This is a genomic window from Nonomuraea insulae (assembly GCF_042656245.1).
The window spans coordinates 40,195-62,090 of record NZ_JBHSPA010000085.1; the positions used below are offsets into that span (position 1 = coordinate 40,195).

The following is a 21,896-nucleotide window of genomic DNA, read 5'->3' on the forward strand; positions in this document are numbered from 1 at the left end:
GCCCAATAGTCCACCTCACCTGGTAGTCGCGGCCGCCCTGCAGGATGAACATCGGCTTGTCCGGCCCGGTCGCGGTCGCGACCGGGCCGGCGAGCCGATGGAACGCCACGAGCCGGTCGCCGATACCACCGTCACCCCGGCATCCAGGCGGCTCAGCCGCGCAGTGCCGCCCAGGAGCAGGTCAAAGCTGTCGGGCGAGGCCCTTCTCCACCGCCTCGATGATTCGTGGCCGCAGCTCGGCGCAGCTGATGATCGCGTCGACCGAGCCGACGTCGACCGCCCGCTGGATGCTGTGCACGCGGTCGAACTCGGTGGCCACCTCGGTGAGCTTCTCGGCCCGCACGGACGACCGCAGCTCGGCCAGCTCGGCGGCCAACGCGGCCCGCGTGGCGGCCGGCGCCTCGGCGACCCGGGCGGCGAGCGCGAGCACACGGGGATCGTTTCCGGTCCGCTTGTCGACGTCGCGCGCGAAGACCACCGCGGCTGCCGGAGCACCGCCGAGCACCGAGGCGAACGAGCCCTCGACCGCGAGCACGGTCATGTTCGGGTTGAGCGCCTTGGAGAACACCACGAACGCGCCGCCGTGGTAGCGCGAGATCACGCAGAACACGATGGGGCCCTTGAAGTTCACGACCGCGCGGCCGATCTCCGCGCCGTACTCCAACTGCAGTTTGCGCATCGACTCGGGCGACCCGTCGAACCCTGACAGGTTGGCCAGCACGACCAGCGGACGGTTTCCGCTGGCGGCGTTGATGGCCCGAGCGGCCTTCTTGGACGAGCGCGGGAACAAGGTGCCGGCGGTGTAGGTGTCCGGGCCGTCGGTGGGCGGGAAGCCGCGACGCGGCACGGACCGGGACTCGATGCCCAGCAGGCACACCGGCCGGCCACCCAGGTGGACGTCCTGGACCGCGGCGGTGTCCGCGTCGGCCATGCCCGCCCACCGCTCCAGCACCGGGTGGTCCTGATCGGACAGCGCGCGCATGACCGTGCGGATGTCGAACGGCTTCTTGCGGTCGGGGTTGGACTCGATGGAGAAGATCTGGCCCACTGTCGTGAAGTCGCTGTCCGGCACGGAGTGCGGGAACGTCGACACGTCCCGGTCCACCGGGTCGCTGGTGACCGTCTTGCGCGGTCCGCTCTCCCCCGGAGCGACGTAGGTGTGGTCGTAGTGCGACATCAGGACTTCCCGTGCACCGCGGATGTCCGGTGCCCAGTACTGCGCCTGGCCATTCGGGCCCATGATCCGGTCGTATCCGCCGATGCCGTGGTTGTCCTCGGCCGACACCCCGCCGGAGAAGTCGAGCGACTGCTTGCCCGTCAGCACCATAGCGGAGTCCGGCGTCATCACCAGGATGCCCTTGGTGTGCATGAGCATCGTGGCCTCGGCGTTCCAATACGGCTGGGCGCCGACGTTGATGCCCGCGACCACGATGTTGATCTCGCCGCCGTCCTGGGTGAAGGTCACGATCCGCTTCAGGGCTGCCGCCACCCAGTCCATGTTCTCCGTACCGGACGACATCGAGATCCGGGCGCCCGCCGAGAGCGCGAACCACTCCAGCGGCACCCGCAGCTGCTCGGCCAGGTCGAGCGCGGCGATCACCCGCGCGCACTCGGGCTCGGACAGAGCCCCGAGCGCTTTCGTCGGGTCGCCCAGGAGCACGACGCGCGTCATGCCCTCCGGGTGGCGCGGCGTGGGCGTGCTGACGACACCCGCGACGAGCGCGGCGGTGTTGCGTCCCTTGGGCCGGTTGACCGGCACCAGCTTCGAGTGCTCGTCCATGTCGTACTCGGTGAACGAGCCGAACGGCCCGGCGAGCATGCCGGTCAGCTCGTACGGGTGGTGCGTGCCGCGGCTGTGCGCGCGCAGCACTTCCTGGCGGTAGTCGTCCAGTGGCTCGATGGGCTCGGAAGGCGGCGGCACGACGGACAGCCGCACGCCGGAGCCCACGTCGTAGCCGATCTGGACGGCGATGTCGACGAGCTCACCGGTGGCGCTGTCGCGGCGCCTGCCGAGGAACAGCACCTCCTCCAGGCCCGCGCCCGCCGTCGTCGGCAACACGCGCTTCGCCACCGTGTCGAGGTCGTCCGGCGAAAGGTCGGTCGGTGGCCACACGTAGATGACGATGCGGTTCGTGGCGGAGGTCTTCGCGCCGGGCTTCCTGGCCCGGCGGATCGCGTCGAGACACGTGGCCAGGATGTTCTCGGCAGCGGGCAGCGCGACGAGCCTGCCGTCGTCGTCGCGCAGCGGGGTCAGGTCGCGTACCTGACCCAGGGCGACGAGACGCTCGTCGGACGGATTCTGCCGTGCCGTGGCCCGGAAGAGGTAGACCTCCTCGTCGGGCGAGGGCAGCCGGGTGAGGTCGAAGTCGCGCAACCGCTCCAGCTGCATGCGCTCGGCGATGCGCGGGTGCAGACCGCGCAGCAGCTGTTCCTCCACGAAACCGGCCGCGGGGCCGGCCACAGGGCCAGCCGCGGGCGGGCGGAAGGTGAAGTGGTGGTGCATCACGGCGCCGCTGTTGCCGGCGACGGTCGTGGTGATGCGGCTGACCCGGTTCGACGGCTGCTGCGCGACCAGGACCTCGCGCAGGCGCGTGGCCATCTCGTCGGGGTCGCCCGGACTGTCCGACCAGTTCAGGTAGACGTCGGCCACCAGCTCACCGTCATGGGCGAACTCGTCGACAGCCTTGACCGCCTCGGCCAGGGCCGGGAAGTCGACCGCGGTGGTCACGACGCGGACGTTGCCGGTCGCGGTGCGGTGGTCGGCGACGACGAACGTGCAGCCTGCCACCGCGCGCACCCGGATGTCACTGAGCGCGCGGCTGCCGTAGTAGCGGCGGCTCAGCACCTCCAGCAGCGGCACGGGGTCCGCGCCTTCGCGGCCGATCCGCCGGCCGACCAGCCGGACGAGCGGCTCCGCGCTGGCGACCATCGCGGAGATCCGCTCGGCGCGGTCTGGCGCGTCCGGGTGCTGGTCGAGGTGGCGCAGATGCTTGCGCACGGCCGTGTAGACCGTGGCGCGGGTACGGCGCAGCACCGGCTGGGCGAACCAGGCGAACACGACGCCGCGCGCCAGGTCCGCGACGGCGGGGAACCGGACCTGGGTGGCGGCGATCAGGTGCTCCAGCTCCAGGCCGATGGTGACCCGGTCCGCCTCGGCGGGCGGGAACTCCTTCGCCCACTGGCGCAGCAGGGTCGTCACCACGGCGACGTCGGCGGACGCGCGCCGCTGGGCCAGGAAGATCCGGAAGACCGCGTCCTCCAGCTCCGGCGTGCGTTCGAGGCCTTGGACGCCGTAGTAGGACAGCACGTGCGTGAGCCGTTGCTGGAAGCTCTCCGACAGCCCGGCCCGGTCCGGGTCGAGGTATTGCAGGTAGGTGTGGAAGTATTCGCGGGGGCTGTGCACCGCGGAGTCGGACTTCGACTCCTCGCCGGCGTGCCGGTTGCGGCTCAGCTCGCTCAGGGCGGCGAACAGGCGCAGCAGCTCGACCTCACCGACCGGCTCATGCTTGCCCGCAGCGACGAGCTCGGCGCGCGCAGCCAGGTAGTTGGCGAGCAGGCGCTTCTCATCCTGCGAGTCGATGTCGAAGCCCAGCAGGAGGTTGCGCAGATCCTGCAGACCACGCGTGGCCCGCTCGGCCGCGGGCACGTCCACCGGCTCGGACGGTAGGTCCAGCTCGACTTCCTTCGCCAGAGCCACCGGCCCGGCCGCCTCGTCGCCGTCGCCCAGCGGCTCCAGGCGGAGCAGGCGGGCGCCCGCCTCCACCTGGCTGCCGACCGACACCGCGAGCTCCCGTACGCGGCCGCGGAACGGCGCGCGCAGCACGGTCTCCATCTTCATGCTCTCGACCACGAGCAGCGGCGCACCGGCCTCGACCTCGTCGCCCGCCTGCAGCGGCGTGGCCACCACGAGCGCGGGCACGGGCGAGCGCACGATGCCGCCCTCATCGCGGCTGATCCGGTGTGTGATGCCGTCGACCTCGACCAGGTGGATCGGGCCGTGAGTGCTCGTGACGACCTTGAAGCGGACACCGTTGACGGTGATCCGGCCGCTGTGCTCGTCGAAGCGTTCGATGTCGACGTCGGCCGCGTGCTCGGGGCCGCCCGCCGAGAGGCCGATGCGGAACCGGTGGCCGCCGGTGCGGGCGACCTGGACGCGGTAGCCGACGTCGCGGAGCTTGAGCTCCAGCGCACGACCGCTCTCGTGCTGAGACTGCGGACGGCCGCCGTGCGCGGTGGACAGGAAGCGCTGCCGCGTCACGGCCTCCTCGTCCTCGTATGCCTCGACGGCGGCGGCGATCAGCGCGATCGCGGAGTGCTGGTGCGACACGAGATCGCCCTGGGCGCGTACGCGATCGATCCAGCCGGTGTCGGCGGACCCGTCGATCACCGCGGGCTCGTCGAGCAGCATGCGGACGAAGCCCTTGTTCGTCACGCCGCCCTCGATGATGACGGTCGTCTGCGTCATCGCGCGGCGCAGGCGAGCCAACGCCTCCGTACGGTCACGGCCGTGTGCGATGATCTTGGCGATCATCGAGTCGAAGTCGGCGGGGATCGTGTCGCCCTCGCTGAACCCGGTGTCCACCCGGACGCCGGGGCCGCTGGGCAGCGCCAGCCGCGCGATCCGGCCGGGTGAGGGTGCGAAGTCGCGGTCGGGGTCCTCGGCGTTGAGACGCGCCTCAACGGCGTGGCCCCACTCCTCGGGCGCGTCGCCCTCGAGCTTGACGCCCGCCGCGACATGCAACTGGGCCTTCACCAGGTCGACACCGGTGGTGATCTCGGTGATCGGGTGCTCGACCTGCAGGCGCGTGTTGACCTCCAGGAACGCGAACTGCCGCTCACCGGGGTGGTAGAGAAACTCGACGGTGCCCGCGCCCTGATAGTCCACCGCGAGCATGAGCCGCTCGGCCGCCGCCTTCAGTTCGGCGACCTGCTCGGCGTCGAGGACCGGGGAGGCGGACTCCTCGATGATCTTCTGGTTGCGCCGCTGCACGGAGCAGTCGCGTACGCCCAGCGCCCACGCGGTGCCCTGCCCGTCCGCGATGACCTGCACCTCGACGTGCCGGGCACCCGTCACGAGGCGCTCCAGGAACACGACGCCACTGCCGAACGCGCGCGCGGCTTCCTGGCGCGTCAGCTCGTAGGCCCGGGTCAGCTCGTCGGAGTCGGAGACCATCCGGATACCACGACCACCGCCGCCCGCGGTCGCCTTCAGCATCAACGGGTAGCCGATCCGATCCGCCGCCGCCTTCGCCTCCTCCAGTGTCTCCACCGGACCGCGGCTCCACGGCGCGACGGGCACGCCGACCTCTTCGGCGATCAGCTTCGAGCCGATCTTGTCGCCCAGCTTGCGCATCGCCTCGGCGCTCGGACCGACGAACGTCACGCCGATCTCGGCGCACAGGTCGGCGAACGCTGGATCCTCCGCCACGAAGCCCCAACCGACCCAGGCCGCGTCGGCACCGGTCTCGACCAGGGCCTTCTTGAGGACCGCGCGGTCCAGATAGGGCCGGTTGGCGGCAAGCCCCAGGTCGTAGGCGATGTCCGCCTCGCGGACGAACGTGGCCGTACGGTCGGAGTCCGTGAACAGGGCGACGGTCTCGATCCGAGCCCCCGTCTCCGCGGCTAGATCTCGAACGGCGTGGATGAGCCGCATGGCGGCTTCACCGCGGTTGACGATGGCGACACGACTGAACACGGAAACGGGCCTTTCGAAACCGGTGACACGGCGGCCGTCCCCGCCCTAACTGGGCAACATACTCTCGGCTGCCCCCGGGATCCCGGAATGGCGGGGACTACGCGTGTTTCGCGGCCGGAGTTGTAGGGATCACACAAGCGTACCTGCCGGTGTGGTGTGCCATACGATTGGTGTGGTCGTGGTCGCGTAGCGGCTCGTGGGCTCGGGGGTCCGTTCGGGCCGGCCGCCGGCGAAGGTGGTCAGTTTGTCAAGCAGCGACAAAGACGACAGGTGGACCCGCTGGTTCCGTGTCACTGGGAACGCGTTCTCCGTCCTGCGTGTCCCGCCCCATCCTGAGATGGCCGCCCTGCTCGCCGAGGGGTGATCATCGTTTCACGGACGTTCTGGGCTGGGACAGTTTCCTGGGCAATACCCGTTGCTGAGAATCAGCTGGCCGCGCAGGATGGTGTAGGAGCCTGGGTTCACCTCGATGATGACGCCGTGGCAGGTGGAGCAGAGCAGAGACTCGGCTCCCAGGGGAGTGCTCTTGGCCCGATCATTCGGGGCATGGGCACCTGCCCCAGTGGGTGTGGCCTCCGGATGCGCGGCAGTAACGCTGGGGGCGTCGGCTAGGACGCGGGTGGCAGGCGAATCGCTCATGCGATCACTCTGCCCCACGTCACCGACAAATTCCGGATGGATGCTCTCACGCAACAGTAGGTAAGCGCGCTGAAGGCGGGCGTGAGCGGCCGAGGTGCACGGAACTCACCCCGAACACGCTCCCAACAGGCCCTCCCCCACGTCACCGCTGCGGCTTACGCTCGGGGAATCCAGGGCGAGTTGCCGGATGATGACGACGGCACCGCGCAGCCCGCCACGGAGTGTTAGCTGATCTTGAACGTCCCGAGCGGGGTCAAACAGGAGGAGGGAACCTCTACCGTGCCATCCGGGGCGAACCGGAAGTCAATGAGATGGCTTGGACAGTCATCGCCCTGTCGATAGCCGCCGAGAGTCTGTCCAGGCAAGGGCGCCGTCACAGTGACGGTAGGCCCGGCGACGACAGTGGGAGCGGGTGCGTCACCTTGGACGCCTCCGGCTATGTCGGTGATCATTGAGCAGGCGGACACTATGGTGCCGACGAGAGCCAGCATAGAGAGCTGTTCGGCGCTGAGGAGAATGCCTCCACGAGACGGTCGGCGGTGACGCCCTCGGACCATACGTGAATGTTACAAGGTGCATCTCACTGTAGACAGAGTGTAGTCATTCCAGTTCTTCTAATCGCTCACCCGGCTACGCAACCTCCGCCTCCGCGCGCGGTTCGATTCACCACTCGGATGCGGGCAGTCAGGGCGGATTCAACTGGCTTCGCAACACCTCGATCATCGAGGGCCTCTGGTCTCCTGTGCCGCGTCCCGTCCGGCCAGGCCCGCCGAAGGATTCACCCAGGTCCCGGAACGTGAGGGGTGGGGTCGGCCAAGGTTGCGACGTGAGCCTCCCCTTGCAGCGGAGTGTTCACGTGAGCCTCGAAGGTTCGGTCGATATGCCACTCCAGCAAGGGAAACGGCATTCCCCCGGGGCCCAGCACGGCGCGATGAAACTTCCGCACGTCGAAGTCGGCGCCGAGCCGTGCGCGGACCTTCGCACGCAGGCGCAGAAGCTCGGAATCGCCGATCTCGTTTCCGGTGATGAGGTCCGCGATCGCCTCGGCCGTCGCGGGGGCGAGTGTGAGGCCGAGCATGCCGTGGCCGGCGGCCACGTAGAGGCTCCACTCGAATCCTCGGACGAAGCCGTCAACGCAGGCTCTCGCGCAGCACTTGGGCGAAGGGCTCGGGATCGCTGATGAAGGCGATGTGGTTGCCCGGGAACTCGGCGTACGGGCAGCCGGTGCGCTCGGCGACGACCTTCGCGGTGCGCGCGTAGAACGCGCCGGTGCTGGCGCTCCCGGCGGCGCTGACCATCGCCACCCCGTTGGCGCGGATCCGGTCGAGGTCGGGCACGTGGTAGGTGATCGGCAGGAACTCCCGCGACAGGAAGAACTCGCTGTTGGGGGTGATGTTCTCGGCCGAGATGCGGGCGATCGTGGACTCTTCGAAGCCGACGAAGGAGGAGTGGAACACCTTCATGGCCGCGACGTCGCCCTCGGCCAGGAAGGTGTCGTGGGCGCCGTCCATGAACGTCTGCCAGTGGCGGCCGTCGGGCAGGATGGACATGACCGGTGGCTCGTGGGCGATGAGTTTGATGATCGCTTCCGGGTGGCAGGCGGCCAGTTCGAGGCCGATGGAGGCGCCGCAGCTGTTGCCGAAAACGTAGGCCCGCTGGTGGCCCATCGCGCGGATGACGGCGACGGCGTCGCGGGCCTGCTGGGCCATGTCCAGGTCCTGGCTGGTGTCGCCGGTGCTGCGGGAGTTGCAGCGCCGGTCGTAGCTGACCACCGTGTACTGCCCGGCGAGCAGGGCGGCCAGGCGCTGGTGACGGGCGGCGTCGCCGCCACCGCCGGAGATCAGCAGCAGCGGCGGGCCGCTGCCCTGGTGGTCGTAGACGATCTGTGCGCCCTCGGTGTGAACACTGCTCGTGGTGATCACGAACTCTCCCCTTAAGATGCGGTACGTATCTAATGACCCTCCGGACGCTAGCAGATGTAAGATGCGAAGCGCATCTAAAGGAGCGATCGAGTGACGGCCACACGGCGACGCGGACAGCGGCTGGAGCACGCCATCCTGGCGGCGACCTGGCGGATCCTGACCGAGGCCGGCTACGCCAAGCTGACGTTCGAGGCGGTCGCCGCGCCGGCGGGCACCAGCCGCCCGGTGGTCAACCGGAGATGGCCCACCCGGGCCGGCCTCGCGCCGGCCGCCATGGACCACACCCTCCCGGCCGGCGCGGCTGACCGGGGCCTATGTCAGGGCAGCCGCCCGGGCTGGTCCACCACCCCGGTGCCCAGCTCGGCGGTGGCGTACGTGTCGCCCTTCCTGGACAGCACCTCGCCGTCGAGGACCTCGTCCCGCAGCGTGTTCACGCGCCGGCCGAGGAACCGGTACGTCTCCGGGTCGAGCACGATGTACGACCGCGCGAGAGACTGCTCACCACCCTCCAGCGCCAGGCCGATGCCCTCCCGGCCCGCCGCGTCACGCACGTCCCGCTCCACCCGGATCCCCGGGATCTCGGCGAGCGCGCGGAAGATGGCCGCCTCCAGCCGGGGAGGCGTGGCGACCTCCTGCTCCAGGTAGAGCGACAACACCCGGAACGCCATCTCGTCCGGGCTCTCCTCCAAGCCGCCCTTCGGCTCGGCGAGCCAGTGCGGGTCCTTCTTGACGTGGGCCAGCAGCTTGCGCGGGTCGGTGGGCAGGGCCGCCAGCTTAGCCGCGTACTGCCTGGGCGTCAGTTCGTCCGACGTGACCTCGGCTCGCCGCCGCTCCATCGGGCCCCCGTTCTCGCGGTAGGCGTGTTCGGTGCCGTCGTAGCGGGTCCAGTACTCCTGTACGAGAGGTGTGGCCTGCTCGATGGCCACCTTCCGGTACACCCACTGATCGGCTCTCGGCACGTCGTCCCGTTCGCGCCGCTCGGCCACCAGCGCGGCCTGCCGCAGCACGGACGTCGACAAGAGCTCGGTATGCACGGCAGGAGCGGGAAGCTGGACGCCCAAGCCGATGTCGCCGTTCAGCGTCACGGCCGCCGCGGCGACGGCCAACGCGAGCGCCAGCACGGAGGGCAGCAGCAGGAACCGGCGCCGCCTCCTGGACGGCTTCATGGCACGGGCGCGCAGCGTGCGCAGGCGGTCGGCATCCGGTTCCGGGGCGTCGGCCCGCAACTCGGTCAGCAATCTCAGATCATCGTCCACGGCCGGGCTCCTCCCCGCTCGGATCGACGCCGCCCAGCGCGGCCCGGGCCCCTGCCGCCACCCGCGCCTCCACCCGGTCGGCGTAGCTCTCGGCCACCACGTCCGTCCCGCTCCTGGTCAGCGCCTCGTACGCCCTCAGCTCCGCGCGCCGGTGCTTGCCGATGAGGTTGGCGGCGATGCCGTACAACCAGGGCCGGGCGTCGCGGTACGCGGTGTCGTAGCGGCCGAGCCGCCGGAATGCGGCCGGGAACGTCTCCGCCACCACGTCGTCGGCCAGCGAGTCGCCGAGGCGTCTGGTGACGTACCGGTGAAGGGCCGGGGCGTGCCGGTCGAACAGCGCCGAGAAGGCGCCGGGATCGCTCCGGGCACGTCTGATCACCTCCGCGTCGTCCAGATCTGTGTCCGGCATCAAGTTCGAACTCCGTTTCGTCGTTCTCGTCACCTGCTTTCACCCGGAGCCGGGATTCGGGTTCTCGGCGTGACAGATTGCTTCGTCGAGGTCAAAGTGCACGCACCCCAACGATGCGGCCGGCCAGCTTGGATGGCGGCCGGCGGCACCGCCTGCTCCAGCTGAGCAACCGGCCTTCCAGGCCATGCTGGAGAGCTGTCCATTGAATGGAGTGGAACGCTGCGATAGGTGCGAATTGAGGGTAAGCATTCACGGACTCAAGATCGAGTAGGGCGTGAGGGTCGCCTTCGTCCCGTCCCGGGCGGTGCCGCGGTCCGGCTGGGTGCGCCCGTCCACGGTGCGTGTGCTGTGCACGGATGCGGCGCGGGCTCAGGGGTCCGCGGGTTCGGCCGTGAGCCGGTGGATGCCGAGCAGGGCGTAGCCGAGCACCACGAAGGCGGCCAGCGCTGCGAGCGACGCCGACGCGACGGCCGGCCAGCCCAGTCGTTCCACGTTCAGAAACGGGTAGACGTAGCGGCGGGGCAGATTGGGGCTGGCAAGAAGCACGAAGGCGCCGTACAGGAGCGGGTAGCCCAGCCAGGCGAACGGCGCCGCCCAGCGGACTCGGCGCGACCGGTCGAAAGCGGCCCAGTCGACCAGCGCCATGACGGGCGTCACGTAATGCAGCAGGAAGTTGCCCAGCCCGCGTATCCCGCCGCCGGCCAGCATTGCCAGCGGGTTGGCCAGGTCCCGCGAGACGTAGTTGACCAGGCATGTGACCAGCAGGTACAGGGTCACCGCGCCTTTGACGTCGGCGGAGGCTGGTTTCCTCCGGTCGTTGACCAGCCGCCAGCCGTAGTAGAGCGCGAGCATGACGTTGCTCTGCACCGTGAAGTATGCCCACGGGCGGCCGATCGACGTCGCCAGGCACACCAGGCCTGCGACGGCCGCCGCAACCAGCAGGATCCGCCACGCCGTCATCCGACTCTCCGTAACCAGCGCGGGTGCGCGGCCCGGGCCGGGTCGAACGTGCTGCCCCGCAACGGCCGCGGCGCGGCCGGGATCTCCCGAGCGTGCAGATCAGCACGGTGCAGAGGATGTCGCCCGCGTACTTCGACACGGGGCCGTCGAACGACGTGCGCACGCTCAACATCGGCGCGGCCCGCAACAGTCAGGACGGCTGCGCAGGGAACGGGCAGGCGGAACATCGTGATCACGTTAGCGCCAGGGTAAAACATTCACGGTCTTGACCGGCCGCGGCGCGCGCTCACCGGTGTTATTGGTGAAGGGCACGAGGCCCGGAATGTCGGCGAAGCGCAACACGTCAGTGCTGCGGTGGCGCAGGTGCTCCAGCAGGTTGCGGGTCGGGCCCTGTTTACGGCCCGGGGCACGCGGCGGTGCCTTGCCGGCAAGGCCTTTCGCCAGCCCACCATCGTCGTGGGAAGGCCACCAGGCCGCCCGTCATGGAGCGACCCGGAGCTCGGCCGGTGTCCAGCCGGCGGTGCCCGCCACGATCCGGACGGCCGCGCGAGCCAGCGGCTCGAGCCCTGCCACGTCGACCTTGTCGATCGTGTCCGCCGAGTCGAACAGGTACATCGGCGCCGACAGGAAGTGCACCAGCGGCACGCCCTCGGGATGGAAGAACGCGCCGTCCGTGGGCGGCATCGGCGAGAACACGTCGGGCGGCAGGACGAACGAGCGCCGCAGGTCCTCCGCCTCCAGCGTCGTGGCGACCAGTTTCTCCAGTTGGGGAGCCCGCGTGGTGAACCACCACCTGACCTCCGGGTCGGTGGTCGGCACGAGCTTGCCGTCCACCGCCTCGCAGCGCAGCGCGGCGTGCTCCAGATGTAACTGAAGCACCACATTCGCAAGCTCCGGCCGGTGGCGATCGATGAAGGCGCGGGTGCCCGCCGCGTGGGCCATGTGGCCGGAGGTGAGCAGAAATGTCAGATTGTGCGGGCGCTCCCGCGCCGGGACGCGAGCCCAGTGGCGTGCGGTGGCCAGGACGAGGGCCAGACCGGAGGCGTCCTCGACGGCCGAGGCCCACGGGGCGTCGTGGTGTGATGCGACGATGACCGTGTGCGGGGAGGCGCCGGGGAGGGTGGCGACGACGTTGTGGGTGGTCACGGTGTCGAGGGTGGATTCGGCGATCAGCTCTCCCTCGCACGGGAGCCGGGCCAGGAGCCGGCGGGCGTCCGTCCCGGACAGCCACAGGCCGGGGATCGGGCGCTCGATCGCGTCGTACGGCACGTAGTAGTCGCGGGTGTCCCAGGGCAGGCCGGTCAACGCGCCGACGAAACCCGCGGCCCCGGCGGCCAGGGCGGGCTCGACGACCTCCATCATCCGCGGGCCGAACGGGATCGTCTGCACGAGCGTGTCGAAGCTGCCCTCAGGGTCGTAGGCCGAGGTCGCGAGCGTCCTGACGAACGACTGCGGCAGCTCGGTGAAGGTCAGCTCGTCCACCACGATGTCGCCCGGCCGGGCGTCGGCCAGCCGCGCGATCCGGCCCCGCAGGCTCCTGGCCGGCGCCGTGAACGGCAGCGGCAGGCCGGTCCACGAGGTGCCGTCGTCGAGTCGGAGCAGCCCGGTGCCCGGTTGCCAGCGCCGCACCTCGACCGGTTCGAGCGAGACTTCCAGGCCGAAGCCCGACAGGCGCTCGGCCAGCCACTGCTCGGTCCACGCGTCCGCCGGGTAGCCGGGGCGGCGGATGCCCTGCCCCACGACGGTCTCGATCCAGCCGAGCATCTCGGCGGCGGACGGCATGTGCTCCATGGCCACGATCCAACCATTGACAAGGCCCGCTTGTGAAGCAAGAGTTCCGGTCATCCGTACAAATTTGGGAGTTTGTATGAAGCTGGTCGTGCTCACCGTCGCGGTCTTACTGGGACTCCTGGCCAGTCCGGCCCAGGCCGCCGACACCATCGAGGCGCACTACGAGGTCGCCGGACCGTGGACGGTCGCGACCGCCGACGCGCCGGGGTACAAGCTCTACTACCCGGCCGACCTCGGCGCCGGAGGCGTCCTGCACCCCATCGTCACCTGGGGCAACGGGACCAACGCGGTGCCCACGCAGTATCCGGGGCTGCTCAACCAGCTGGCCTCCTGGGGGTTCGCCGTGGTCGCCTCCACCGACACCACGACGGGCACCGGGTCCGAGATGATCGCCGCGGCGCAGTACCTGATCGCCAGGAACACCGACGCCTCCAGCGTCTTCTACGGCAAGCTCGACGTGACCAAGGTCGGCGCGGTCGGCCACTCCCAGGGCGCGGGCGGCTCGGTGAACACCGCCACCAAGTCCGGCGGCCTGATCGACACCGTCGTGCCCATCGCGCTGCCCGCCCCGATCTGGGTGGGCGCCGGGGACAGCTTCTCGGTGAGCCAGCTGGCCTGCCCGGTGCTGTTCGTCAGCGGGTCCACCGACGTGATCATCTCGCCCGACTCGGCGCTGCAGACGTACTACGGCCAGGTCCCGGGCGCGGCGGCGAAGGCGCTGCTCAAGGGCGCCGGGCACAACACGATCCAGGGCACGGGCGGCGGCTTCCTCGGGTACGTGACGGCGTGGCTGATGTACCAGCTCCAGGGCGACACCTACGCGCGCGGCGCGTTCGCGGGCGCCTCACCCGAGATCAACACCAACGCCGACTGGCAGAACCAGACGGAGAAGAACCTGCCCTGAGCCGTCACGGGACGGCCGGGCGCAGCGCGAAGGCGGCGCGCGGGTTGCCGGTCAGCGCCGACTCGGCCACCTCCCCCAGCCCCGCCGCCTCCAGCCGGGGCACGAACCGCTCCAGCAGGTAGGTCAGCCCGGGCCCGCCGCCCAGCCCGGGCCAGTACGACCGCCGCGCCAGGTCCATGCCGAACAGCAGCCGATGCCCGAGCCCGCGCCCGGCCAGCTCCGCGACGAGTGCGACGATCTCGCTGTCCGGCCCGTACTTGATCCGCCCGGGACGGTCGAAGGCCAGATACGCCCCCCTCTCCGCCAATGAGATGAGATATCCGGCATCGGGGTTGTGGTCGATGTGCCCCAGCACCACCCGATCGGCCGCCACCCCGCAGAGCGCCAGCGCGTCCAGCAACTCGTGCCCCATGGTGCCCTTGTCGCAGTGGGTCACGACGGGCACGCCGGTGCGGACGGCGGCGTGCGCCACCGCGCCCGCCAGCCGCTCCACCCCGCGCCCGAAAGCGTGGTAAGCGGTCGCGATCTTGATGGCTCCCGCGCGGGCGGACGACCGCCGCACCAGCGGCCCGACCAGCCCGTACTCGTCCATGCCCAGCTCGATCTCCGCGACCAGCAGCTCGGTGATCTCCTCGGGCGTGTAGTGGTGCAGCCAGTGGGCGTCGCTGTAGTAGGCGCTCTTGTGGAAGCCGGTCACCGCGATCACGTGCAGTCCGGTCCGCTCGGCCAGTGCCTTCATCAGCGACGGGCTGCGGCCGAACCCCAGCGGCGTCATCTCCACCACCGCCGACAGCCCGAGCCGCTGGGCCGCCGTCACCTCGGCGACGGCCGCGTCCAGGGAGTCCAGCCGGTAGTCGGGTTCATTGCGGACGGGCCAGTCACCGGTCATGAAGAAGTGCTCATGCGCATATGTCACACCGAGCGAGTCCACGTCCCCCAGCACCGTGCGAACCGGTCCCAGCGTCACAGGAGCGCTCCTTCCTCGCGCAGCCGGGCGCGCAGCACCTCCACGTCCACCGCCCCGGGATCCAGCCCGGCCTGTACGGCCAGCGCCGCGGCCGTCCCGGCCGCCTGCCCCATCGCCATGCACTGCCCCATCGACCGGGCCGAGGCGTGGGCGTCGTGCGTCGCCGACAGGCACCGCCCGGCCACGATCAGCCCGCCGACCTCGACGGGCAGCAGGCATCGGTACGGGATTCCGTAGGTCCCGTAGTCGTGCACGTACTCCCATCGGGTGGCCGATCCGGCGGCGTGGTCCTCGATGGGCGCGCCACACCGGGCGATCGTGTCGGGGAAATCCCTGCCGGCCAATACGTCATCAGAAGTCAGGACATATCGACCGATGAGGCGCCGCGACTCCCGCACGCCGATCCGTACCGACGTGCTCAGCAGCACCGCCGACTCGTACCCGGGCACCTTGGCGCGCAGGAAGCGGACGTACTCGCGCACCTGCGCACGTCCTTCACGTTCGGCGCGTGACAGCTCGAACGGGTCGGTCGGGTCGAGCCCGCTCACCCGGGTGAGATTGGTGTGCACGATCCCGTCGTTGACGGTCCTGTGCACCGAACCCTCGCGCCTGGGCAGGTCGGCGTCGGCCATCAGCGCGTGCAACTCCGGCGAACTCGTCGCGGAAAGGTCCACCCCGCCCAGCCGGAACGTGGCCGTCATCGGCTGCGCCCGCAGGCCGGGGCGCTCCAGCGCGGCGCCGGCCCGCCAGGCCACCTCGCCGTCGCCCGTCGCGTCCACGATCACCCGGGCCTTGACCAGGAACCGTCCGGCCACGGTCTCCACCTCGACCCCGACGCCAGGCACGTACGCGCAGACCCGGGCGTGCAGGAGCACGCTCGCCTCGGAGGTGAGCTCGTCCCAGACGAGCTTGAGCTCCTCGGGCTCGTAGGTGAGGCCGGTGCCGGCCCCGTAGGTGTTGGGCCGCTCGAAGGCGGCGCCGGCGGCGAAGAGCCGTTCGCACACCTCCCAGCCGATCCCGCCGACCACCCTGCGCGAGACCGGACCGGGGGCGTAGAAGCCGTAGAAGGTGTCGAGCACGGCGACACCGGTGCCGCCGAGGAAGCCCGCCGGCTCCACCAGCAGGCACGACGCTCCGGTACGCACGGCCGCGACGGCGGCGGCGCACCCGGCGCTGCCGCCACCCGCGACGACCACGTCACCTTCCCACAGGACGTTCACCGCAGATGCCACCCTCCGTCGACGGGAATGACCGCGCCCGTGGTCCGCCCCGACGACGGCGAGAGCAGCCACAACACGGCCTGCGCCACTTCCTCCGGCAGGCAGGGCGCCGCGCCGAGCGGCATCAGCGCGGGCATCCTGGCCTTGACGGAAGCGGACGTACGCGCACGAAGACTCATCGGCGTGGCCACGAGACCGGCTGAGATCAGGTTGACCCGCACGCCGCGCGGCGCGGCCTCGCGGGCGGCGGTCCTGATCAGCTGGATCAGCGCGCCCTTGGCCGAGGCGTAGGCCACCGTGCGGAAGTCGTCGTCGACCGACGTGCCGAGCGCCGAGCCGATCACCACGATCGAGCCGCCCTCGGGCAGCGCGGGGAGGGCCGCGCGCAGCAGCCGGAACACCGACTCGTGGTTGACCCTGTGCACCTCGTGCCACGCCTCGTCGGTGCACTCGGCCACGCCGCCGTCGCCGAGGAACCTGCCGGACATGCCGACCGCGTGCACGACGCCGGTGATCCGCCCGTGCCGGGCCGTGGCCTCGGCCAGCGCCTGCTCGACCTGGCCCGGGGCGGTGATGTCGACCCCGTCGGACAGATCCACGCCGTGGGCGCTCGTACCGGCCGTCTCGATCGCCGCGACGCAGGCGCGGCCGATGCCACCGTCCGATCCGGCCACCAGGACGGCGCTCATGGCTTCCTGAGCACGGCCGCGGCGCGGCGGGCGTGTTCGAGATAGGCGGCCTCGAACAGCTCGCCGGCGCGGGCGTCGCCGACGAGCTTGGCGCTGGAGATCACCGGCGGCGTCCAGCCGCCCGCGACCAGCAACTCGGCCGTGCGGACCTTGATCTCGTTGACCACGGAGACGGCCGCCAGCGTGCTGCCCGGCCCGACCGGCTCGGCCAGCCCCTCCACCTGGCACAGCGCGTCGCCGATCGGGGTGCGCAGGTCGATCGTCACGTCGGCGTGGTCGGCGAGCCGGGTCCCGCTGGGATGACCGGGCTCGACGGCCATGGTCTCGTTCATCGAGGTCACGGCCACGACCCGCAGGCCCGCCTTGTGCAGGCCCATCGCCATCTCGACGGGTACGGCGTTGAGCCCGCTCACGCTGAACACGATGGCCGCGTCACTCGGCCGCAGCTCGAAATTGGCCAGGATGGCCTCGGCCAGCCCTTCGACGCGCTCGATGAACATGGCCTGCCGCATCCCGTTCGAGCCGGCCACCTGGGTGTAGAACGTCGTGGACAGGTCGACGATGGGGTGGAAGCCCGGATAGGAGCCGTAACGGGGAAACATCTCCTCCACGCCTATCCGCGAATGCCCGGTTCCGAACGTGTGCACCACCCCTCCGCCGAGGATGGCCTCTGAGGCGATACGAGCGGCTTGGGAAAGGTTCTCCTCCTGTGTGCGTTCGATCTCGCCGAGCAGTTCCATGGCGCGGCTTATCCACTTCATCCAGATCTCCTCCCATAGAGCGCGGCGCCGACGGCCCCGGCCATCGGGCCGAGTGCGGCGGGCAGCACCGCGAGGTCACCGATCAACGGTCGTCTTCGCGCAAGCTCGGCGTACAGGGCGAAGCGCATGAGGTCGAGCGCGCCGGAGACGCCGCCGCCCACGACCACCGAGCCGACGCCGAGGAGCGCGGCCGCGTCGCCCAGCGCCACGCCGAGCGCCCAACCGGCCCGCTCGAACGCCTTGACCGCCCGCCCGTCACCCGCCCTGGCCGCATCGGCGACCTGCGCGGCCGTGCCCGAGCCGAAGGCCCGTACGATGCCCGGCCCACCGGCGAACGTCTCCAGACAGCCCTCGTTGCCGCAGCCGCAGACCGGTCCTCCAGGGCAGACCGTGAGGTGCCCGATCTCGCCGAGGTTGTCGCGCGGCCCGGTGAGCACGGCCCCGCGCAGCGCGACGGCCCCGCCCACGCCGGTGCCGAGCACGGCGAACAGCACGTCGGCCAGCCCGCGGGCCGCGCCCAGCTCCAGTTCGGCGCGCGCGAACGCGCGGGCGTCGTTGACGACGGAGACGGGGACTCCGGTCAGCTCGCGCAGCCGGTCGGCCACGGGGTAGCCGTCCCAGTCACCCGGAGGATTGGGGACGAAAAGGGCGGTTCCGGTGTCGCGGTCCACATGTCCAGGGAGCCCGATCCCGATGGACTCGACGCGCTGGGCCAGCGAGGCCGCGAGCCGCATCGTCTCCTCCGGCCCCGGCGGTGTGGGGACGGTGCCCGAGTCGCGGAGGGTGTCCCCTTCCAGTGCCGCCCATTTGGTGTAGGTGCCGCCGACGTCGATGCCGAGCACGGTCACGGCCCGACCTCCAGCACCGGGGAGGCGAAGCGGGCGCCGCCGCGCGGCCGCTGGAAGGGTTCGACGCCGAGCAGCCGCAGGTAGGCCAGCAGCGGCTGGGAGTGGCTGTGCAGGTTCGCCACCGGGTACGCCTGCATGGCGATGCCCACCTCGGCCAGGTCCCACGTACGCCCGGGACGGCCGGTCTCTGGCGCCAGGTAGGCGTCGGGGCCTGACAGCGTGCCTTCCCAGACGTCCGGGTAGGCGGCCGTGTGCGCGGCCAGCGTCATCCGCCGCCACCAGTCCCAGGCCAGCTCGGGCAGGTGCGCGGCGGCGGCCCAGACGAGCGTCATGTTGATCGCGTACCAGATCGTGCCGGTCCCGCCCGGTCCGTACGCGTCGCGCGCGGGCCAGCGCAGCCGGGCGCCCAGCGGGGAGTCGGCGGCTGAAGTGCGCTCGATCGTGCGCAACAGCTCCACGGCCCGCTCAGGTGGGGCGGCGCCGCACAGAATGGCCCAAGGCTGCACCTCCAGCCACAGATCGTCGTCGCCGACGATCGCTCCCGGGCCGTACGCGCGGCGATACCAGCGTCCGTTCCACTCTCCCGCGACCAGCTCGCGCAGTTCCTCGCCCAGCTTGCGGGCCTCGGCGGCGGTCGCGTCGTCGCCGAGGCGCTCGGCCAGCGTCGCGTAGCGCGGCAGGACCCAGGCGGCCATGGCGGAGTTCAGCACGGACTCGCCCTGGGCGATCATCACCTCGCGCGGCACGCCGCTCTCGCCGATGGCCAGGTCGTTCCAGTCGGCGTTGAGTATGCGCAGATGTCCGTGCTCGCCTCGTCCGACCACGTCGGCGAGGAATCTGAACTGCCTGCGCAGGTTCTCGTGCAGCGGCACCTCGGGGGCCTCGTGGATCGGGTGGTACGGCACCGTCGCGTGGAAGGCGGCCTCGTCGCCCGTCGCGCTCAGGTACTCGGCGGCCAGCCACAGGGCCCACAGATTCTGGTCCGACGGGCGGAACAGATCGGTCCAGGGCCGTTTGTCCGGTCCGAGCGCATAGGGCAGGTCGCCGTCGGGCCCGCCCCATGCGCACGTGTTGCGCAGCACGGACAGCGCCAGGTCCGGCTCGACGTAGACGAGCGGGAGGGCGTGCTGGAGCGGGTCGCGGGCGGCTCCGTTGAAGCCGTGCCTGAAGGAGTAGCAGGATCCCTGGTCCAGGGTGTGGCCGCCGAGCACGCCGTCGGCGCAGGCCGCGCCGGTGAGCAGGGCGGCGTGCCAGGGGATCTCCCGCTCGGCCTCGGGCGCTCGCCCGGCTTCCGCGCGCGGCAGCCGGGCGCGCAGGGCCTCCAGGCTGCGCTCGAACGACGCGGGCTCGGAGCGGGAGTCCAGCAGGCCGAAGCGGAAGTCCAGCACCCGCTCGCCACCCGCGTCCAGCTCCAGCGGCACCTCCAGCCGCCCGGCTCGCGTCCTGGCCCCGCCGAGGAGTTCCAGTTCGAGCCCGGGGTCGTCCGCGGCGGCAGCGCCGGTGATGAGCTCGACCCGGGCCGCGCCGGCCGTCCATTCCTCGATCAGCTCCATCCGCATCGGCGCGTCGAGCAGGTTGCGCACCCGCAGCCGGATCAGCACCCACGGCTGCTCTCCCTCAGGGCACAGGACCGTGCGCTCCAGGGCCACCCGCTCGTCGGCCACCCGGACGATGGCGAAGGTGGGCCCAAAGACCCGCTCAGATCCCGAAATATCGGTGGAAAGCCCGCCGAGGCGGGTCACCCCTGTCCCTCGCGTGAGCCACAACAGGCCCGTGTGCTCGTCGAACAGGTCGCTCAGCCCGTAGTTGTCCGACACCAGCGTGATCCGCCGGTTGCCCACGTGCGCGAAGTGCCGCCGTGTGGGCGGATCCAGCACGGGATCCCACTCGGCACGCGCGTCCCGCTCCTGGTCCAGCGTGTACGCGAACGCCGGCACCCCGTACTGCGTCGTCCACACGCCGTACGTGCTCATTTGCCCACCCCTCCCAGCGTCAGTCCCGCCACGTAGTAGCGCTGCAACAGCAGCATCAGCGCCAACGGCGGCAGCGCCGTGACCAGCGCGGCGGTGCCGACCAGGCCGGCGCTGAAGTCGTACTCGGTCTGGAGCTGCGACAACCCCACCGGCAGCGGCCACAGCCCGGGATCGTTGGCCACGATGAGCGGCCAGAGCAGGTTGTCCCACTGGGCGAGGAACTGCAGCAGGAAGAGCGTCAGCAACGCGGGCCGCAGCAGGGGAACCCCGATGCGCAGGAAGATGCGCAGCTCGCCCGCCCCATCTACCCGCGCGGACAACAGCAGCTCGCGCGGCAGCGCCGACGCGAACTGGCGCACCAGGAACACCCCGAAGGCGCTCATCATGAACGGCACGATCATGCCCTGGAAGGTGTCGATCCAGCCCAGCGTCTTGACGATGAGGTACATCGGCACGAGCACCACGATCGGCGACAGCGACAGCGTCCCCACGATCACCGCGAACAACGCCCGGCTCCCGGGGAAGCGGAGCTGCGCGAGCGCGTAGCCGGCGGCCGCGGACAGGACCACCTCCAGCACCGCGACGCCGAGCGAGAGTATCAGGCTGTTGCGCAGGTAGAGCGGGAAGCCGCCCTGCCCGAACAGCTCCGCCACGTGCGCGGCGAGCTGGGCGGCGTCGAACGACAGCCCCCCGAGCTCGTTCGCGTCCGAGGCCGAGGAGACGGCGAACATCGCGTAGACCGGCAGCAACATCACGGCCACGACCAGCGTCAGCACCGTCGCGCGTAAGGCCCTCACCCGTCATCGCCTCCCCGCAGTACGCGGAACTGCGCGAACGAGAGCGCCAGCATGGCCACGAGCAGCACCATCGCGATCGCGGACGCGTAGCCCATGCGCTCGAACGTGAAGCCGGTCGCCCACATGTAGAGCGGCAGCACCTCGGTCGCGCCCGCCGGTCCGCCCTTGGTCAGCAGGAAGGCGGGCACGAACGACTGCATCGCCCCGATCACCGCGATGACCAGCACGAACAGCAGGGTGCGGCGCAGCAGCGGCAACGTGATGCGGTAGAAGGTCCGCAAAGGTCCCGCACCGTCGAGCCCGGCGGCCTCGAAGACGCTCAGCGGCAGCCCCTGGAGACCCGCGGTCAGAATGATCACGAACAGGCCCAGGTGCTTCCAGGTCGTCATGATCACCAGGGCCCAGAGCGCGAGCCCCTCGTCGGTCAGCCACGCCTTCGGCTCCACGCCGACCAGCCCGATCAGCGTGTTCGCCAGTCCCCTGTCAGCGAAGATCGCCGACCACGTCAGTGACGTGGCCACCAGCGGCATCGCGGCCGGGATCATGACCAGAGCGCGGAGGAAGGCGTTGTAGCGGCCCGGCTTGCTCAGCGGCACGGCTATCGCCAGGCCGAGCACGATCGACGGGATCACGGAGGCGACGGTGTAGAGGGCGGTGACCTCGGCCGAGTTCCAGAAGCCGGGGTCGTCCAGCATCCTGCGGTAGTTGTCCAGGCCCGTCCACTCGGGCGTGCCGGCGAAGTCGTAGCTGGTGAAGCTGAGGTAGACGGCCGAGGCGAACGGCACGACCCAGAAGATCAGGAAGTAGAGAGCGGCGGGCAGTGCCAGCAGGCCCCCCGCGCGCGCCTCCGCCCGGCGCTGCCCGCCGCCGGACCCGCGCGCGACGCGCGGCACGAGCCGCCGGGCGGCCGCGTCCGGGGAGGTCGTCACAGGACGATCCGCGGACGTCGCCACGGGACGATCCGCGGACGTCGCCACGGGACGATCCGCGGACGTCGTCACAGGGCGATCCGCAGACGTCGCCGCAGGACGATCCGCAGACGTCGCCGCAGGACGATCCGCGGAC

Annotated in this window: 16 protein-coding genes and 1 pseudogene; 2 read left to right on the forward strand and 15 right to left on the reverse strand. The window is 70.8% G+C overall.

Translation table 11 applies throughout. The annotated features are described in order from the left end of the window. Positions 1 to 181 precede the first annotated feature (181 nt). The 3 genes from ACFPZ3_RS53930 to ACFPZ3_RS53940 form a co-directional block, all read right to left on the reverse strand. Complete coding sequence (locus tag ACFPZ3_RS53930; protein ID WP_379522240.1) at positions 182 to 5,695, reverse strand: ATP-binding protein; 5,514 nt, start codon at positions 5,693 to 5,695, stop codon at positions 182 to 184. A 1,417-nt stretch (positions 5,696 to 7,112) separates the two neighbouring features. Then, positions 7,113 to 7,430: a DUF885 family protein gene (locus ACFPZ3_RS53935; RefSeq protein ID WP_379522241.1), complete on the reverse strand. Its 318-nt coding sequence runs from the start codon at positions 7,428 to 7,430 to the stop codon at positions 7,113 to 7,115. Positions 7,431 to 7,464: 34 nt separating this feature from the next. Then, complete coding sequence (locus ACFPZ3_RS53940; RefSeq protein ID WP_379522242.1) at positions 7,465 to 8,256, reverse strand: alpha/beta hydrolase; 792 nt, start codon at positions 8,254 to 8,256, stop codon at positions 7,465 to 7,467. Positions 8,257 to 8,346: 90 nt separating this feature from the next. On the opposite strand from ACFPZ3_RS53940, the pseudogene ACFPZ3_RS53945 reads away from it, so the two are divergent. Next, positions 8,347 to 8,514, forward strand: a pseudogene (locus tag ACFPZ3_RS53945) (helix-turn-helix domain-containing protein); the annotation flags it as partial. Positions 8,515 to 8,573: 59 nt separating this feature from the next. Here ACFPZ3_RS53945 and ACFPZ3_RS53950 read toward each other — a convergent pair. From ACFPZ3_RS53950 to ACFPZ3_RS53965, 4 genes are all read right to left on the reverse strand, one after another. Beyond that, a complete protein-coding gene (locus ACFPZ3_RS53950) occupies positions 8,574 to 9,512 on the reverse strand; it encodes a CU044_5270 family protein (protein ID WP_379522243.1) in 939 nt (312 codons plus the stop codon). Continuing rightward, positions 9,502 to 9,921 (reverse strand): RNA polymerase sigma factor, encoded by a 420-nt coding sequence (locus ACFPZ3_RS53955; RefSeq protein WP_379522244.1) that lies wholly within the window; start codon positions 9,919 to 9,921, stop codon positions 9,502 to 9,504. The genes ACFPZ3_RS53950 and ACFPZ3_RS53955 overlap by 11 nt, the downstream gene beginning before the upstream one ends. A 369-nt stretch (positions 9,922 to 10,290) precedes the next feature. Next, positions 10,291 to 10,881 (reverse strand): Pr6Pr family membrane protein, encoded by a 591-nt coding sequence (locus tag ACFPZ3_RS53960; RefSeq protein ID WP_379522245.1) that lies wholly within the window; start codon positions 10,879 to 10,881, stop codon positions 10,291 to 10,293. Positions 10,882 to 11,361: 480 nt separating this feature from the next. Then, the gene (locus tag ACFPZ3_RS53965) at positions 11,362 to 12,672 is read right to left on the reverse strand and encodes a M28 family metallopeptidase (RefSeq protein WP_379522266.1); all 1,311 of its coding nucleotides are present in this window, start codon (positions 12,670 to 12,672) and stop codon (positions 11,362 to 11,364) included. Between the two features lie 76 nt (positions 12,673 to 12,748). Between ACFPZ3_RS53965 and ACFPZ3_RS53970 the strand changes: the two genes are divergently transcribed. After that, positions 12,749 to 13,576, forward strand: coding sequence for a poly(ethylene terephthalate) hydrolase family protein (locus ACFPZ3_RS53970; protein ID WP_379522246.1), 828 nt, complete (start codon positions 12,749 to 12,751; stop codon positions 13,574 to 13,576). Positions 13,577 to 13,580: 4 nt separating this feature from the next. On the opposite strand, the gene ACFPZ3_RS53975 is transcribed toward ACFPZ3_RS53970, so the two are convergent. From ACFPZ3_RS53975 to ACFPZ3_RS54010, 8 genes are read right to left on the reverse strand one after another with little or no spacing between them, the layout of a single operon-like run. After that, entirely contained in the window at positions 13,581 to 14,543 is a 963-nt protein-coding gene (locus ACFPZ3_RS53975) for a phosphotriesterase family protein (protein ID WP_379522247.1), read from the reverse strand. After that, the gene (locus tag ACFPZ3_RS53980; protein WP_379522248.1) at positions 14,540 to 15,763 is read right to left on the reverse strand and encodes an FAD-dependent oxidoreductase; all 1,224 of its coding nucleotides are present in this window, start codon (positions 15,761 to 15,763) and stop codon (positions 14,540 to 14,542) included. Before ACFPZ3_RS53980 ends, ACFPZ3_RS53975 begins: the two co-directional genes overlap by 4 nt. Next, positions 15,760 to 16,452, reverse strand: coding sequence for an SDR family NAD(P)-dependent oxidoreductase (locus ACFPZ3_RS53985; RefSeq protein ID WP_379522249.1), 693 nt, complete (start codon positions 16,450 to 16,452; stop codon positions 15,760 to 15,762). The genes ACFPZ3_RS53980 and ACFPZ3_RS53985 overlap by 4 nt, the downstream gene beginning before the upstream one ends. Beyond that, on the reverse strand, positions 16,449 to 17,213 hold the full coding sequence (locus ACFPZ3_RS53990) for a sugar isomerase domain-containing protein (RefSeq protein ID WP_379522250.1): 765 nt from the start codon (positions 17,211 to 17,213) through the stop codon (positions 16,449 to 16,451). The genes ACFPZ3_RS53985 and ACFPZ3_RS53990 overlap by 4 nt, the downstream gene beginning before the upstream one ends. After that, positions 17,210 to 18,061: an ROK family protein gene (locus tag ACFPZ3_RS53995; RefSeq protein WP_379522251.1), complete on the reverse strand. Its 852-nt coding sequence runs from the start codon at positions 18,059 to 18,061 to the stop codon at positions 17,210 to 17,212. Before ACFPZ3_RS53995 ends, ACFPZ3_RS53990 begins: the two co-directional genes overlap by 4 nt. Continuing rightward, the gene (locus tag ACFPZ3_RS54000) at positions 18,058 to 20,034 is read right to left on the reverse strand and encodes a GH36-type glycosyl hydrolase domain-containing protein (protein ID WP_379522252.1); all 1,977 of its coding nucleotides are present in this window, start codon (positions 20,032 to 20,034) and stop codon (positions 18,058 to 18,060) included. Before ACFPZ3_RS54000 ends, ACFPZ3_RS53995 begins: the two co-directional genes overlap by 4 nt. Beyond that, the gene (locus ACFPZ3_RS54005; RefSeq protein ID WP_379522253.1) at positions 20,031 to 20,831 is read right to left on the reverse strand and encodes a carbohydrate ABC transporter permease; all 801 of its coding nucleotides are present in this window, start codon (positions 20,829 to 20,831) and stop codon (positions 20,031 to 20,033) included. Before ACFPZ3_RS54005 ends, ACFPZ3_RS54000 begins: the two co-directional genes overlap by 4 nt. Continuing rightward, on the reverse strand, positions 20,828 to 21,760 hold the full coding sequence (locus ACFPZ3_RS54010; protein WP_379522254.1) for a carbohydrate ABC transporter permease: 933 nt from the start codon (positions 21,758 to 21,760) through the stop codon (positions 20,828 to 20,830). Before ACFPZ3_RS54010 ends, ACFPZ3_RS54005 begins: the two co-directional genes overlap by 4 nt. Between the last annotated feature and the right edge of the window lie 136 nt (positions 21,761 to 21,896).